The sequence below is a fragment of the Thermoanaerobacter wiegelii Rt8.B1 genome (assembly GCF_000147695.2).
GTDB classification, from domain to species: Bacteria; Bacillota; Thermoanaerobacteria; order Thermoanaerobacterales; family Thermoanaerobacteraceae; genus Thermoanaerobacter; species Thermoanaerobacter ethanolicus.
The window spans coordinates 2,363,119-2,377,794 of the sequence record NC_015958.1; the positions used below are offsets into that span (position 1 = coordinate 2,363,119).

General features: G+C 36.1%; 15 protein-coding genes. 1 reads left to right on the top strand and 14 read right to left on the bottom strand.

All coding sequences use genetic code 11. The features are described from left to right. Window positions 1-64: 64 nt before the first annotated feature. Entirely contained in the window at window positions 65-1,174 is a 1,110-nt protein-coding gene (locus THEWI_RS11600; protein ID WP_003870707.1) for a GerAB/ArcD/ProY family transporter, read from the top strand. Between the two features lie 6 nt (window positions 1,175-1,180). Here THEWI_RS11600 and THEWI_RS11605 read toward each other — a convergent pair whose 3' ends face one another. From THEWI_RS11605 to hpt, 14 genes are all read right to left on the bottom strand, one after another. Continuing rightward, window positions 1,181-1,948 (bottom strand): type III pantothenate kinase, encoded by a 768-nt coding sequence (locus THEWI_RS11605; RefSeq protein WP_003870708.1) that lies wholly within the window; start codon window positions 1,946-1,948, stop codon window positions 1,181-1,183. A 45-nt stretch (window positions 1,949-1,993) separates the two neighbouring features. Next, window positions 1,994-2,530 carry an ECF transporter S component gene (locus THEWI_RS11610; RefSeq protein ID WP_003870709.1) on the bottom strand — a complete coding sequence of 179 codons (537 nt, stop codon included), beginning with the start codon at window positions 2,528-2,530 and terminating at the stop codon, window positions 1,994-1,996. 140 nt (window positions 2,531-2,670) lie between these two features. Continuing rightward, a complete protein-coding gene (locus tag THEWI_RS11615; RefSeq protein WP_003870710.1) occupies window positions 2,671-3,069 on the bottom strand; it encodes a DUF2118 domain-containing protein in 399 nt (132 codons plus the stop codon). A 17-nt stretch (window positions 3,070-3,086) separates the two neighbouring features. Next, on the bottom strand, window positions 3,087-3,341 hold the full coding sequence (locus tag THEWI_RS11620; RefSeq protein WP_003870711.1) for an OadG family transporter subunit: 255 nt from the start codon (window positions 3,339-3,341) through the stop codon (window positions 3,087-3,089). A 12-nt stretch (window positions 3,342-3,353) separates the two neighbouring features. After that, on the bottom strand, window positions 3,354-4,904 hold the full coding sequence (locus tag THEWI_RS11625; protein WP_006569597.1) for an acyl-CoA carboxylase subunit beta: 1,551 nt from the start codon (window positions 4,902-4,904) through the stop codon (window positions 3,354-3,356). Between the two features lie 100 nt (window positions 4,905-5,004). Beyond that, entirely contained in the window at window positions 5,005-5,406 is a 402-nt protein-coding gene (mce, locus tag THEWI_RS11630) for a methylmalonyl-CoA epimerase (protein ID WP_003870713.1), read from the bottom strand. 21 nt (window positions 5,407-5,427) lie between these two features. Next, entirely contained in the window at window positions 5,428-6,363 is a 936-nt protein-coding gene (gene meaB / locus THEWI_RS11635; protein WP_003870714.1) for a methylmalonyl Co-A mutase-associated GTPase MeaB, read from the bottom strand. 2 nt (window positions 6,364-6,365) lie between these two features. After that, entirely contained in the window at window positions 6,366-6,767 is a 402-nt protein-coding gene (gene icmB, locus THEWI_RS11640; RefSeq protein ID WP_003870715.1) for a coenzyme B12-dependent isobutyryl CoA mutase small subunit, read from the bottom strand. A 12-nt stretch (window positions 6,768-6,779) separates the two neighbouring features. After that, entirely contained in the window at window positions 6,780-8,459 is a 1,680-nt protein-coding gene (locus THEWI_RS11645; protein ID WP_003870716.1) for an acyl-CoA mutase large subunit family protein, read from the bottom strand. A gap of 122 nt (window positions 8,460-8,581) precedes the next feature. Then, the gene (locus THEWI_RS11650; protein ID WP_003867801.1) at window positions 8,582-8,947 is read right to left on the bottom strand and encodes a hypothetical protein; all 366 of its coding nucleotides are present in this window, start codon (window positions 8,945-8,947) and stop codon (window positions 8,582-8,584) included. A gap of 20 nt (window positions 8,948-8,967) precedes the next feature. Continuing rightward, window positions 8,968-10,635: a formate--tetrahydrofolate ligase gene (locus THEWI_RS11655; protein ID WP_014063515.1), complete on the bottom strand. Its 1,668-nt coding sequence runs from the start codon at window positions 10,633-10,635 to the stop codon at window positions 8,968-8,970. An 18-nt stretch (window positions 10,636-10,653) separates the two neighbouring features. Further along, complete coding sequence (locus THEWI_RS11660) at window positions 10,654-12,039, bottom strand: ATP-binding protein (RefSeq protein WP_014063516.1); 1,386 nt, start codon at window positions 12,037-12,039, stop codon at window positions 10,654-10,656. 162 nt (window positions 12,040-12,201) lie between these two features. Beyond that, window positions 12,202-14,037, bottom strand: a complete 1,836-nt coding sequence (gene ftsH, locus THEWI_RS11665) for an ATP-dependent zinc metalloprotease FtsH (RefSeq protein ID WP_003870719.1) — start codon at window positions 14,035-14,037, stop codon at window positions 12,202-12,204. A gap of 71 nt (window positions 14,038-14,108) precedes the next feature. Continuing rightward, complete coding sequence (gene hpt / locus THEWI_RS11670; protein ID WP_003867797.1) at window positions 14,109-14,654, bottom strand: hypoxanthine phosphoribosyltransferase; 546 nt, start codon at window positions 14,652-14,654, stop codon at window positions 14,109-14,111. Between the last annotated feature and the right edge of the window lie 22 nt (window positions 14,655-14,676).

Below are 14,676 nucleotides of genomic sequence, written 5' to 3' on the forward strand. Positions count from 1 at the left end.
TTTTTTTAGAATATTATGTTAGTGTCGGACAAATAATAAAAAAAAATGGGTTTGGGAGTCGGTTATGTTTAAAAGAATGGAACAATATGAAAAGACTTCAGAAAAGAAAATTTCTACAAAACAAATGATATTTTTATTGGTCACAACTGTGATCTCAACAGCAGACGTTTTTTTGCCTTCTTTTGTGGCATTAGCTGCAAAACAAGACTCTTGGATTTCAGTCTTAATATCTTTTGTAACCTCCAGTATTGTCTTTGTCTTTTATTATAAACTAGCAATGCTCTTTAAAGAGGAAATACTTTTTTCTTATGTGGACAAGATAGTTGGAAAATTTATAGGCAAAATAATAGCTTTCCTTTATTTATTGTTTATTTTACACGGTATTTCTTTAGTAATGAGAGAATTAATAGAGATCATGGTCAATGCTTTTATGCCTCACACCCCCCCAATAGTTTTCTATGTAGTCTTGATGATATCAGTAATGTACACCGTCTCAAAAGGTTTTTTAGCAATTGTCAAACTAAATGAGTTTTTATTTCCTTTTGGAATGCTCCTATTGGCATTTGTAATCACTTTGGACCTTCCAAAAGTTGATATGACAAATTTTCTCCCAATACTTGAAGACGGCATAAAGCCGCCAATAATAGGTTCAATCCTCATTACTTCCTTCATGCTTGAAACGGTAATAATACTTCTTATATTCCCTCATATCTCAGAAAAAGAAAAGGCTTTAAAAGGAGGGATATTAAGCCTTGGAATATTAGCTCTTAGCATGATGTTGGGAGTTTTAGCAATAGGAATATTTGGAGCAAAAACTGCAGCGAATTTCCAATTTACAGCTTTGGAAATGGTGAGAAATATAAGAATTAGCGATTACATACAGCGATTTGATTCATTGGTAATGGCAATGTGGTTAATGGGAATTTATCTTAAAATTGTAATATTTACTTATCTCTTCGCAAAAGGATTGGCTGAAACGATAAAATCCCCAGATTACCGCTTTATTTTGCTGCCACTTGCTACTTTGTTAATCCCACTTTCCGAAAATGTGTCTGAAAGTTTAGATGGATTGTACACTTATTTTCAAAGATGTTTTCCCTTTGAGGTCTTTTGGTTTGAAGTGTTTTTCCCTATACTTCTTTATATAATCGCAAAAATTAGAAAAATAAAATGAGAGGAATTAGTCTACATTCCTCTCATATATTATTCTTAACCCTTCTAAAGTCAGCATATCATTTACTGTATTAATAGTTTTTGACTCCTCTGCAATCATTTTTGCAAAACCGCCTGTTGCTACTACATATGCATCTGGTGCAAATTCTTCTTTCATTCTACTTACTATATAATCCACCATTCCAACATGTCCATATATGATGCCTGATTGCATGCTGGCCACTGTATTTTTGCAAATAACAGTAGGCGGTTTTGTAAGTTCAATTTTAGGAAGTTTAGCAGTTCTTTGAAAAAGTGCATCAGCAGATATTGCCAATCCAGGAGCAATTATTCCACCTAAATACTCACAATTTTTAGAAATTGCACAAAAAGTAGTAGCTGTACCAAAATCTATTACTATCACAGGGCCTCCATATATTTCATAAGCAGCTACAGCATTTACAATCCTATCTGCCCCTACTTCTTTTGGATTATCATATTTTATGTTTATTCCTGTCCTTATCCCAGGACCCACGATTAAAGGCTTGGTATTGCAGTATTTTATAGTCATTGATTCAAGTGTGTGCATAATAGGAGGTACAACAGAAGAAATTATAACTGCATCTACATCTCTAAGCTTTAAACCATTGTATTCAAAAAGCTGATTTATCAACATCCCATATTCGTCAGAAGTTTTATTCTTGTCTGTAGATATTCTAAAAGAATGCAAGAGTTTCTTCCCTTTAAAAATCCCCATTACAATATTTGTATTTCCTACATCAAAAGCTAAAAGCAAATCCATCACCTTCTTATTAAAATTAAGCAGGCATAAGCCTGCTTGTTATTTATTATACACTTTTTTCAAAGACTTTACTATCATTGTTGTCAATATCACAGCTACAATAATCTCAAATATGCCATTTTTTAAAGCTACAAATAATGCAACCTTAAGTGGCATATATTTTAGAAGCACTGCTAAACCCAAAACACCGATGGTATTTGTTAAAGTACCTAATGCTGCTGCAATACCAACATTTTTAGTTAATTTGTAAGTATAATAAGCTACCACTCCTATAAAAATTCTAGGCAATATGGCAATTATAGGGTCAGCAAAAAGAGGTGTATTTTGCCTTATAAAGCTGGTAAGGCCAAAAATCAAGCCTATAAAAGCTCCTACAATAGGGCCTTCTAATACTCCACCTATAATTGCCGGGATATGCATTGTAGTAGCATTAGCAATCCCTAATGGAATGTAGCCCAAAATAGTGGTAGATAAAACAATAGATATTGCAGCCAACATCCCTGCTACAGTGATCTGCCTTAAAGAAATCTTCGTTAACTTGCCTTTTTCCTTTTCTCTAACTGCTTTAATTTGCAACCTACTCACCCCCGTTCCGGTTCCTTTTCAGGATACCGTTCCGAACGCCCAACAATATTAAATTTTTATCGGTTGTCAGGTTCGAAGACGATACCCGCAACTCTATTTTACCAAAAAAAGTCTTACTCATCAATAATTTTTTAATTCATAGTCACTAAAATATCTCCTGTGTTTACGGAAGAGCCTTTAGAAACATGTATGCTTGCTATAACTCCTTCTTCAGGCGCCATTATTTCATTTTCCATCTTCATAGCCTCTAAAATTACTACGACATCTCCCCGCTTTACCCTGTCACCTTCTTTAACTTTTACATCAAGAATTGTGCCTGGCATAGGCGCAGAAATTACTTTAGAGCCTTTAGCTGCCGGAGAAGGAGCTTCAGCTTTTGAAACTGGCTCTAGAGTCGTCTGAGTTTGAGTTACTTTAGGCTGTGAAACAGTTGCCATTTGTGTTATGTTAGAAACTTCATCCTTCTCTTTTATCTCCTCTACTTCAACTTCATATACTTTGCCATTTACTGTCACTTTAAATTTCTTCACAAAAATTCCTCCTTCAGTTACAATCTTGTTCTCATTTGCTCCTGCCGCCCCACTCTAGCCCAGACTGGAGCAGTCTCTGGAAATCTTACTATAGACTTTACATAAAAAGTACTTGTATCAGCTTGTAGATACAAAGCTATTGCCGCTGTAATTGCAGCGATAAGCTCTGTATCTTCTTCTTTTCCCTCATTTACTTCCTTATCAATACTTTTTACTTCTTCTTTTTCCTCATCACTAAAGACTTTTTTTAAAAACTCCAAAAAACCTTCCATAAAAGCACCACCTTATAGAGGTATATTGCCATGTTTCTTAGGAAGACGACTCTCTCTTTTGCTAGAGAGCATATCAAAAGCTGATATAAGCCTTGGCCTTGTCTCAGAAGGAATAATTACATCATCTACATAGCCACGAGCTGCAGCCCTGTATGGATTTGCAAAATTATCTCTGTATTCATTTATCTTTTGCTGCCTCACTTCTGCAGGATTTTCTGCCTCATTGATTTCATTTTTAAATACAATGTTTGCTGCTCCTTCTGGACCCATAACCGCAATCTCTGCCGTAGGCCATGCAAATACTATGTCAGCCCCTAAGTCTTTGCTGCACATTGCAAGATAAGCACCACCATAAGCTTTTCTCACAATTAAAGTCACTTTTGGTACAGTAGCCTCAGAATAAGCGTAAAGCATTTTTGCCCCATGTCTTATTATCCCGCCATATTCCTGATTTGTCCCAGGCAAAAATCCAGGTACGTCAACTATGCTTAGTATGGGAATGTTAAAAGCATCACAAAAACGAATAAATCTTGCTGCTTTATCAGAGGCGTTTATGTCAAGCACTCCTGCTAATACTCTTGGTTGATTTGCCACAATTCCTATTGTCTTGCCATTAAGCCTTGCAAAAGCTGTAATTATATTTTCTGCGTACATCTCCTGTGACTCTAAAAATTCTCCATTGTCCACTATTTCTCTTATTAATTCTTTCATATCATAAGGCTTATTAGGGTTGTCTGGAATTATCTCCATAAGCTTCTGAGATATTCTATTAGGATTATCCCCCGTCTCATATTGAGGAGGGTCTTCTAAATTGTTAGAAGGTAAATAACTCAATAAATTCCTCACCATTTTTAAAACTTCTTCATCATTAGGCCCTCTAAAATGTGCAACACCACTTACCCTATTGTGGGTTATTGAACCGCCTAATTCTTCAGGAGTAACCTCTTCTCCAGTTACTGCCTTTATAACTTGAGGACCTGTTATAAACATCTGGCTGGTTTTATCCACCATAAAAATAAAATCTGTCAATGCCGGTGAATAGACGGCCCCTCCCGCACTTGGACCCATTATCACTGAAATTTGAGGTATAACGCCGGAGGCTAAGGTATTTCTGTAAAATATGTTTCCATAACCTGAAAGAGCATCTACTCCCTCTTGTATGCGAGCACCTCCTGAGTCGTTAAGACCTATTATAGGTGCTCCCATCTTCATTGCCATGTCCATCACTTTAGTTATTTTTTTTGCATGATATTCTCCTAATGAACCACCTAATACAGTAAAGTCCTGCGCATATACATATACCAATCTTCCGTCTATCGTACCGTAACCTGTCACAACCCCTTCTCCAGGATATTTTTGCTTTTCCATGCCAAAGTCATAACAACGATGCTCCACAAAAGGGTCTATTTCTACAAAACTGTCCTTGTCAAGAAGCTTATATATTCTCTCTCTTGCAGTCAATTTTCCCTTTTCGTGCTGAACAGCTATTCTCTTAGCTCCTCCACCTTCTAAAACTTTTTCTTTCCTTCTTTTAAGTTCTTCTATCATATCATGGACGCTCATACAATTTCCTCCTTATAGCCTTACTGCAATTTAATAGTAGCAGTTATTATTAGTACCTCCCAAAATAATATACCACATACTTTCCAAATACACAATAAATTTAATCCCTCTGGCAAAGCTCTAAAAGAACTCCATTTGTACTTTTAGGATGTACAAAAGCTATTTTAGCACCTCCAGCTCCATATCTCGGTACCTCATCTATAAGTTTAATTCCCTTTTGTTTTAATTCTTCCAAAGTCTTTTCAATATCATCTACTTGAAGGGCAATGTGCTGTATACCCTCTCCCCTTTTTTCTATAAACTTTGCTATAGGGCCATCATCGGAAGTAGACTCCAAAAGCTCTATCTCACTATCTCCTACTGGAATAAAAGCTGTCTTTACCTTTTGCTCTTCTACTACTTCTACCCCTGTTATTTCAAGACCTAATACATCTTTATAAAATTTTGATGCTTCTTCAATACTTTTAACCGCAATACCTATGTGGTCAATTTTTTTTATCATTTTAATACCTCCTCATAAAATCTAATTAAAAACATCTTTGTACAATTCATCTGCAAAAGTGTAAGGGTCTATTTTTTTATCTATCACCTGTTGCAGCCTGGATGAAAATTCCTTTTCTTGAATTTTGTCAAAGATATTCTTCATCAATTTATTTTTTATGCTTTCAATTATTTCCATTTTTAATCTTTCAATTCTCCTTTCTTGAAAAGTTCCACTTTCTATCAAATAACTTTTATGGTCATCAATTTTATCAATAAGTTCATCAATCCCTTTATTTTCTTGCGCAGCCACTTTTACTACCGGTGGTCTCCAATCTTTTTTTTCATCCAAATCCAACATCATATTAAGTTCAACTACGGTTTTGTCTGCTCCCTCTTTGTCACATTTGTTTACGACAAAAATATCCCCTATTTCCATGATTCCAGCTTTTATAGCTTGTACATCGTCCCCCAAGCCTGGGGCTAAAACCATCACTACTGTATCGGCAATTTTTACTATGTCAATCTCTGACTGGCCTACTCCCACTGTCTCTATAAAAATGTAATCCATGCCGGCTATATCTAAAATTCTCGCTGCCATATATGTCCCTTTGGAAAGACCACCAAGATGACCTCTTGTGCCCATGCTCCTTATGTAAACATTAGGATGCTGAGATAAATCCTGCATTCTTATCCTGTCTCCTAAAAGTGAACCCCCTGTAAAAGGGCTAGTGGGGTCTACTGCTATTACTCCTATTTTTTTACCTACATCAACTAAATTTTTAATTAATTTGTCTGTCAATGTGCTCTTACCAACACCCGGCGGCCCGGTAATGCCTATAATATAAGCATTACCAGACCTTTCATAAAGCTTTTTTATTATCTCTTTGGCTTTATCCTCATAGTTTTCCGCATAAGTTATAGTTCTGGCAATAGCCCTTTTATCCCCTTTTATCAAAAGTTCTTCTAAGTTCTCCATTTTTATACCGCCCTATTGACATGTTGTTTTATATATTCAATCACTGCAGAGGTAGGCGTACCGGGTGTAAAAATTTCCGCTATTCCATTCTCTTTCAAAAAAGGTATGTCTTCTTCGGGAATGATTCCTCCTCCTATTACTAGTATGTCATCTGCTCCTCTTTCTTTTAAAAGCTTGGTTATCTTGGGAAATAAAGTGTTGTGAGCTCCTGACAAAATGCTTAAAGCTACAACATCTACGTCTTCTTGTATGGCAGCTTCTGCAATTTGCTCAGGAGTTTGCCTAAGCCCTGTGTATATCACTTCCATTCCCGCATCTCTTAAAGCTCTTGCAATTACTTTTGCTCCCCTGTCGTGACCGTCTAATCCCGGCTTTGCCACTAATACTCTTATAGGTCTGTCCATATTTATCCTCCTTTACAGTATAATCTGCTGCTGATATTCTCCAAAAACAGAACGCAGCACATCTGTAATTTCACCTAATGTCGCATATTCCCTTACTGCATCTAATATCCAAGGCATCAAGTTGTCGTCTCCTTCTGCAGCTTTTTTCAATGCCTCTAAAGTCTTTTTCACACTGGCATTGTTTCTCATTTCTTTTACTTTAGCGATTTTTTGTTTTTGCAATTCTTCTACAGCAGGGTCTACTTTTAAAAGCCCTTTTGGCGGCTCCTCTTCAATTTGGAATTTGTTAAGCCCTACTATTACTCTTTCACCAGATTCTATTTCTTTTTGATATCTATATGCACTTTCTTGTATTTCTTTTTGTATATATCCCAAATCAATAGCTCTTGCCGCTCCTCCTAATTCGTCAATTTTCTTTATATATTCAAAAGCCCTCTTTTCAATTTCATCCGTCAATTTTTCAACATAGTAACTTCCGGCCAATGGATCTGGAGTCTCACAAACACCACTTTCATAAGCAATAATCTGCTGCGTCCTTAAGGCAATTCTCACTGAATCTTCTGTTGGAAGAGCAAGAGCTTCATCTCTACTGTTTGTATGTAGTGACTGAGTACCTCCTAAAACCGCAGCCAAAGCTTGAATAGTAACTCTGACAATATTGTTGTCTGGTTGTTGCGCAGTAAGAGTGGAACCTGCCGTTTGTGTGTGGAATCTCATCATCATTGACCTTGGGTCTTTGGCGTTAAATCTTTCTTTCATTATCTTTGCCCACATTCTTCTTGCTGCCCTAAATTTAGCGACTTCTTCGAAAAGGTCGTTGTGGGCATTGAAGAAAAAGGACAATCTTGGAGCAAACTCATCCACATCAAGACCTGCTTTTATGGCTGCCTCTACATAAGCTATCCCATTTGCCAAAGTGAAGGCCACTTCCTGTACTGCTGTTGCTCCTGCTTCTCTTATGTGATAACCGCTTATACTTATGGTATTCCACTTAGGAACATACTTGGAACAATACTCAAAAATGTTAGTGATAAGCCTCATAGAAGGACCTGTTGGGAAAATATAAGTTCCACGAGCCACATATTCTTTTAAAATATCGTTTTGAATAGTCCCATTCAACTTATCTGGAGATACCCCTTGCTTTTCTGCAACTGCAATGTACATTGCAAGAAGTATTGCAGCAGGTGCATTAATCGTCATAGAAGTACTGACTTTGTCGAGAGGAATGCCGTCAAAGAGAATTTCCATGTCGTAAAGTGAATCTATGGCTACACCGACTTTACCAACTTCTCCTTCAGCCATTGGATGGTCAGAATCATAGCCTATCTGTGTAGGTAAGTCAAAAGCTACGCTCAAACCTGTCTGCCCTTGAGACAAAAGATATTTAAACCTTTTATTCGACTCTTCTGCAGTTCCAAATCCTGCATATTGCCTCATAGTCCAAAATTTGCCTCTATACATAGTAGGCTGTACGCCTCTTGTATAAGGATATTCTCCTGGAAAACCAATCTTTTCGAGATAATCTATATCACTTATGTCGTAAGGTGTGTAAATCTCCTTAATCTCTATCCCAGACGAGGTCTTGAACTCCTTTTTCCTCTCAGGAAACTTAGTTAACACCTTTTGCCTTTGATTGACTTCCCATTCTTCTTTCTTGCGCTTAATTTTTTCTAATTCTTCCTTGTCAACCATAAAAAACCCTCCTTTAATTTTCCCCTTAACATTATAACACAAATTTTTAACAAATGTTTACCTTTTCATTAGAAGTTTCTTTTTTAGCAAAAAAGCGGCCAAAGAGAAGACCTCTTCGCCGCCTATCTAGACATTTCCTCAATAACACTTTTTAATTCTTCTACAACTTCATTAAGCCCAAAATAGCCCTTTTGCATCTTAAGTTTTGCCAAAAGCCTTTGATATTGTCTTAATGTTCCCATTATAATAACGTCAGATTTTTCAACACTCATATTTACGCAACCTCTTGCTACAGCTGCTTCTCCTCCTATAGCTAGCATCTCCTGTTTTATTATGTTAGCAGCTGCTGGATGTACATCAAAGAGCTTGACAACCCTGAAAACGGCTTTTGGTGCCATAATATCTACAGAAATTTCTTCAGCTTTTATTTGGCTAAGTTCCTTTTTCGCCTGTGACAAATTTTGTATATCTAATATTTCTTTTTTCATCTACTTTCATCTACACTCCCTCAAAACAGTCCTGTTATTCTTCCGTTTTCATCAATGTCTATGTTTTCTGCTGCAGGATGCTTTGGAAGGCCTGGCATTGTCATTATATCTCCTGTGAAAACCACAACAAATCCTGCACCCCTTGAAACTCTCAATTCTCTTACTGTTATCTTAAATCCTCTTGGACGGCCTAAAAGTTTAGGGTCATCAGAAAGAGAATATTGAGTTTTTGCCACAACTATTGGCATCTTGTCAAAGCCTAGTCTTTCAAGGTTTGCTATATCTTTAAGAGCAGAAGCAGTATATTCTACTCCATCAGCTCCATATATTTCTGTTGCAATTATGTGCAATTTATCTTTAATTGGAAGTGTTTCATCATACAAAACGTGGAAGTTGGAAGGTGTCTCACAAGCTTTCACAACTTTTTCAGCTAACTCTATTCCGCCTTCTCCTCCTTTTTCCCAAACTTCCGCTACTGCCATATCTACTCCCATTTCTTCGCAGGCCTTTCTTACCTCTTCAATTTCCCTTTCAGTATCAAAAACAAACCTGTTGAGAGCTACAACCACTGGTACCCCAAATTTCCTCACATTTTCAACTTGCTTTTCAAGATTTTCTATTCCTCTTCTTACTGCTTCCACATCTTCTTTTTGTAAGTCTTCCTTCTTAACTCCTCCATGCATCTTTAAAGCTCTTACAGTCGCTACTATGACGGCTGCATTGGGTGTTAGTCCTCCAAACCTTGACTTTATGTCAAAGAATTTTTCAGCCCCTAAATCAGCACCAAAGCCTGCCTCTGTTACAAGATAATCTGCCAATTTCAAACCATATTTAGTGGCAATTAAGCTATTACATCCATGAGCAATATTTGCAAAAGGCCCTCCATGAACAAATGCTGGAACGTTTTCAATCGTCTGCACTAAATTAGGCTTTATAGCATCTTTTAATAAGACTGTCATAGCTCCATCGGCCTTTAAGTCTCTTGCAGTTACAGGATTGCCATCTTTATCATATGCTACAATTATGTCGCCAATTCTTCTTTTTAAATCCATCAGGTCTCGAGCTAAACACAAAATTGCCATTATTTCCGACGCCACAGTTATTATAAAACCATCTTGTCTTGGATATCCATTTGCTTTTCCTCCAAGTCCTACTATTACTTCTCTTAAAGCCCTATCATTCATGTCCATAGCTCTTTTCCATGTAATAGTCCTTATGTCAATATTAAGTTCATTTCCATGATGGATGTGATTGTCAATCATAGCAGCTAGTAGATTATGAGCAGCAGTAATCGCATGTAAATCTCCTGTAAAGTGTAAATTTATGTCCTCCATAGGTACAACTTGAGAATATCCTCCCCCAGCCGCTCCACCTTTTATTCCCATAGAAGGTCCTAATGAGGGCTCCCTCAAGGCTATCATGGCTTTTTTACCTATTTTGGCAAGAGCCTGTCCTAATCCTACAGTAAGTGTAGTCTTACCCTCGCCTGCAGGGGTGGGAGTTATCGCTGTGACAAGAATAAGCTTGCCATCTTTTCTGTCCTTTATTTTCTCCCATAACGCAGGAGAAATTTTTGCTTTATACTTGCCGTAGTATTCTAAGTAATCTTCATCAATGTCTAACTTTTTTGCAACATCCCTTATATGAAGCATTTTCGCTTCTTGAGCTATTTCAATATCAGTTTTCATATTTTCCCCTCCAGCTTTTCATTTATCACCTAAAATTATTTTTACAAGTGTACCTTTACCTTTTTTACTAAAAATTTTAATATCTCCATTGTACATCTCTGCTATGCTTCTGCAAATCGCAAGTCCTAATCCTGTTCCTTCTTTCTTAGTTGTAAAAAGTGGCTCAAGAACTCGTTTAAGATATTTTTTCTCTATACCACCTCCATTATCCGCAACCCTTATTATTATCTTTTTTGTGTGATGATTATATTTTGTATTCAATATTATTTTACCATTCTCTTCAATAGCGTGAAGGGAATTTTGTACAATATTTAAAATAAGCTGTTTAAGATGATTTTTGTTCATTTTCACAAGTGGAACATCGCCAAAACGCTTTTCTATTTTAACCCCTTTTTTGGTAGCTTCCGCTTCAAAAAGAAGCAAATACTGACTTATAACAGTATTTATGTCTATTTCAGCTTCCCCTTCTTCTTCACTGTTTCTCACTATGCCAAGGTAATTTTTTATTAAGCCCAATACTCTATTTACCTCATCTAAAATAGTCTCATAATAAGTAGAACTATCTGGATGCTTAGCCTGTAAAAGCTGTATAAAACCTTTTATAGAAGTTAGAGAATTTTTTATCTCATGAATAGTTGTTGCCGCAAATTCCCCAGCAATTGTGTATTTCTCAGTTTGCTCAATCAATTTTTTATATTTTAAATCCTCAGTTATATTCTTTACAGTGATAACTTTCCAATGGTCATTATTTAGCTTACCATACTTTAGTAAAAGCACTCTTTCTTCAATATTATTTTTGGAAGGAATTACAATTTTCTCACCTTTGACTAATCCTTCTTCTGATGCATTGAGATCGTATTTTTTTATAATTTCGAAAAATTTTTCATTTACAAATCTCGTATATTTTATACCAAATAATTCACAAGCCTTGTTATTTATATAAACTACGTTGAATTTGCCGTCAACTACTATAACTCCTTCTTCTGTAATATCCATAACATCTGTAGGACTTTTAAACAAATTAAAATAATGTCCTGGTTCTATTTTAAAATAATTTCTCAATTTTACAAAACCTAAATAGGCTATTTTATCCCCTGCAGTGTTAGTTATAGAACTCAACCTTATGCTAAATGACATTTTTATGTTATATTTTGCTGTAAGCTCTATAATAAGCCCATCCTCATAGGGCCCTATTTCCTTATACTTTAAGATATGGTAAAAAAAATAATCATAATTTTCTACATCATCAACACTATACCCCAATATCTCAAGAAGCCTCTTATTTATGTAGACCACTTTGCCACTTAAATCTTTCAATATAAAAAAATCATGGGCATTATCCAAAAGATTACATATCCATTGCAACGGATTTTTGCTAGAATCAGAAGCTTTGTATAACTTCACGGTATCCCCCCTTTTTCTCCCTTATCTTTTGTTTAAAAATTTCCTTTTACTAATATATTAGACACAAAGTTATAAAAATCCTTCTTCTTTTCAATAATTTTTTTATTGTTAACTAAAACTTTTGTAAAAAAATAATGTATAAGTCTTACGACTTATACATTATTATGCAAACTGCACCCCATTTATCTCTTCTCCATGAAAAACTTTTTCAAACTCTTCTGCATTAAGTTTCTCTTTCTCAATCAAAGCCTTTGCAACTCTATGGAGCTTATCCATATTGTCTTTTAAAAGGGTTTCTGCTCTTTTATATGCCTCCTCAATTATCCTTTTTATTTCTCTATCTATCTCGGCAGCAACTTCTTCACTGTAATTTCTCGTTCTTCCTAAATCACGCCCTAAAAATACTTCTTCACTTCTCGTACCAAAAGTCATAGGCCCTAATCTTTCACTCATGCCATACTCTGTAACCATCTTTCTCGCAATATTTGTAGCTCTCTCAATGTCATTTTGTGCTCCTGTGCTTATATCATTTAGCACTAAACTCTCTGCCACACGCCCACCTAAAAGGTGAACTATCTCATCCATCATCTCGGACTTTGACATATAGTATTTATCTTCTTCCGGAAGAAGCATAGTATATCCTCCAGCTCTTCCTCTTGGAATTATTGTAACCTCGTGAACAGGTGGGGTATTAGGTAAAAGCTTAGCGACAACTGCATGGCCTGCCTCATGGTATGCCACCAATTTTTTGTCTTTCTCAGACATAATCCTACTTCTTTTTTCAGGCCCTGCTATAACTCTTGTTATGGCCTCCTCCAGCTCTGCCATAGTTATCTGCTTAAGTCCTCTTCTCGCCGCCAATAAAGCTGCTTCATTCATGAGATTCTCAAGGTCTGCTCCAGTAAATCCTGGAGTTCTTCTCGCTAGCACTTGCAAAGATACATCAGGAGCCAATGGCTTATTCCTCGCGTGTATTTTTAAAATTTCTTCTCTTCCTTTTATATCAGGAATACCAACAGTAATATGCCTGTCAAATCTTCCTGGTCTTAAAAGAGCAGGGTCTAATATATCTGGCCTGTTTGTTGCGGCAATCACAATTATACCTTCGTTGACACTGAAACCATCCATTTCAACTAACAATTGGTTCAGTGTCTGTTCTCTTTCATCATGTCCGCCACCTAAACCTGCACCTCTTTGTCTTCCCACTGCATCTATTTCATCAATAAAAACAATACAAGGCGCATTCTTTTTGGCTTGATCAAATAAATCTCTTACTCTTGCAGCACCTACACCAACAAACATTTCTACAAAATCAGAACCGCTTATGCTAAAAAATGGAACCCCCGCTTCTCCTGCTACAGCTTTTGCGAGAAGGGTTTTTCCTGTACCTGGAGGCCCTACTAAAAGAACCCCTTTAGGTATTCTGGCTCCTAACTCAATAAATTTTTTAGGGTATTTTAAAAATTCAACAATTTCTTGTAATTCTTCTTTTTCTTCATCCGCTCCTGCCACATCATTAAAAGTAACTCTTTTGTCTTTATCAGTAACCATCCTTGCTCTACTTTTACCAAAAGACATCACTTTGCTTCCTCCCCCACCTTGTGCCTGTTGCATAAAAATATACCAAAATATAACCAAAACAATAATCAAAAACAAGGAAGGAAGCATCTGAACCCACCAAGGTGGACCTACTTGCGGTTCATTTTTAAAGTCTAATTTTCCCTCTAAAATATATGGATTTACAAAATTCATAAAATTTGTCACATCCGGAATACTGCTCTTAAACTCTGTCCCATTTTTTAAAGTTCCTTTAACTTCATTTCCCGCAAGAGTGATGCTTTTTACTTGGTTAGAGTTAATATACCTAATTAACTCTCCATAATCTATATTTGCTAGCGGTGGTGTACTTTGAGAGTACAACTGTACCATAGCATAAATAGCTATAAAGATTAGCAAATAGAGCACCATGCTTCTAATTATCTTGTTATTATCGTTCAAATAAGGCCCCTCCTTCAAACAAGTCCAACTACCTTTAATCTATAATATCATATCTCCTTTAAAAAACCAAATCATTTATACAGCTCTGGCTTTAAAACCCCTATAAATGGGAGATTTCTGTATTTTTCATCAAAATCTAATCCATAACCAACTACAAATTTGTCAGGAATTTTAAATCCACAATAATCTACTTTAACGTCTGCTTCTCTTCTTTCAGGTTTATCTAAAATAGTGCAAATTTTTAAACTTCTAGGTTTTCTTTCTAATAAAGTCTTTCTTAAATAAGAAAGTGTTAAACCGCTATCTATAATATCCTCAACTATGAGCACATCTTTCCCTTCAATGTTTATGTCATGGTCTTTAATTATTTTTACTATTCCAGAAGACTGAGTAGAAGAACCATAACTGGAGACTGCCATAAAATCTATTGATAAAGGTAAATCTATCGCACGAGATAAGTCTGCCATAAACATTATTGCTCCTTTTAAAACCCCAAGGAGGACAAGGTCTTTCCCTTGGTAGTCTTTTGTAATTATTTGTCCTAACTCTTTCACTTTTTCTTTTAATTGCTCTTCCGTAATCAAAATCTCCTGTATATCTTGTGTTGGACTCGACATAAATTTAACCTCCTCTTTTTTT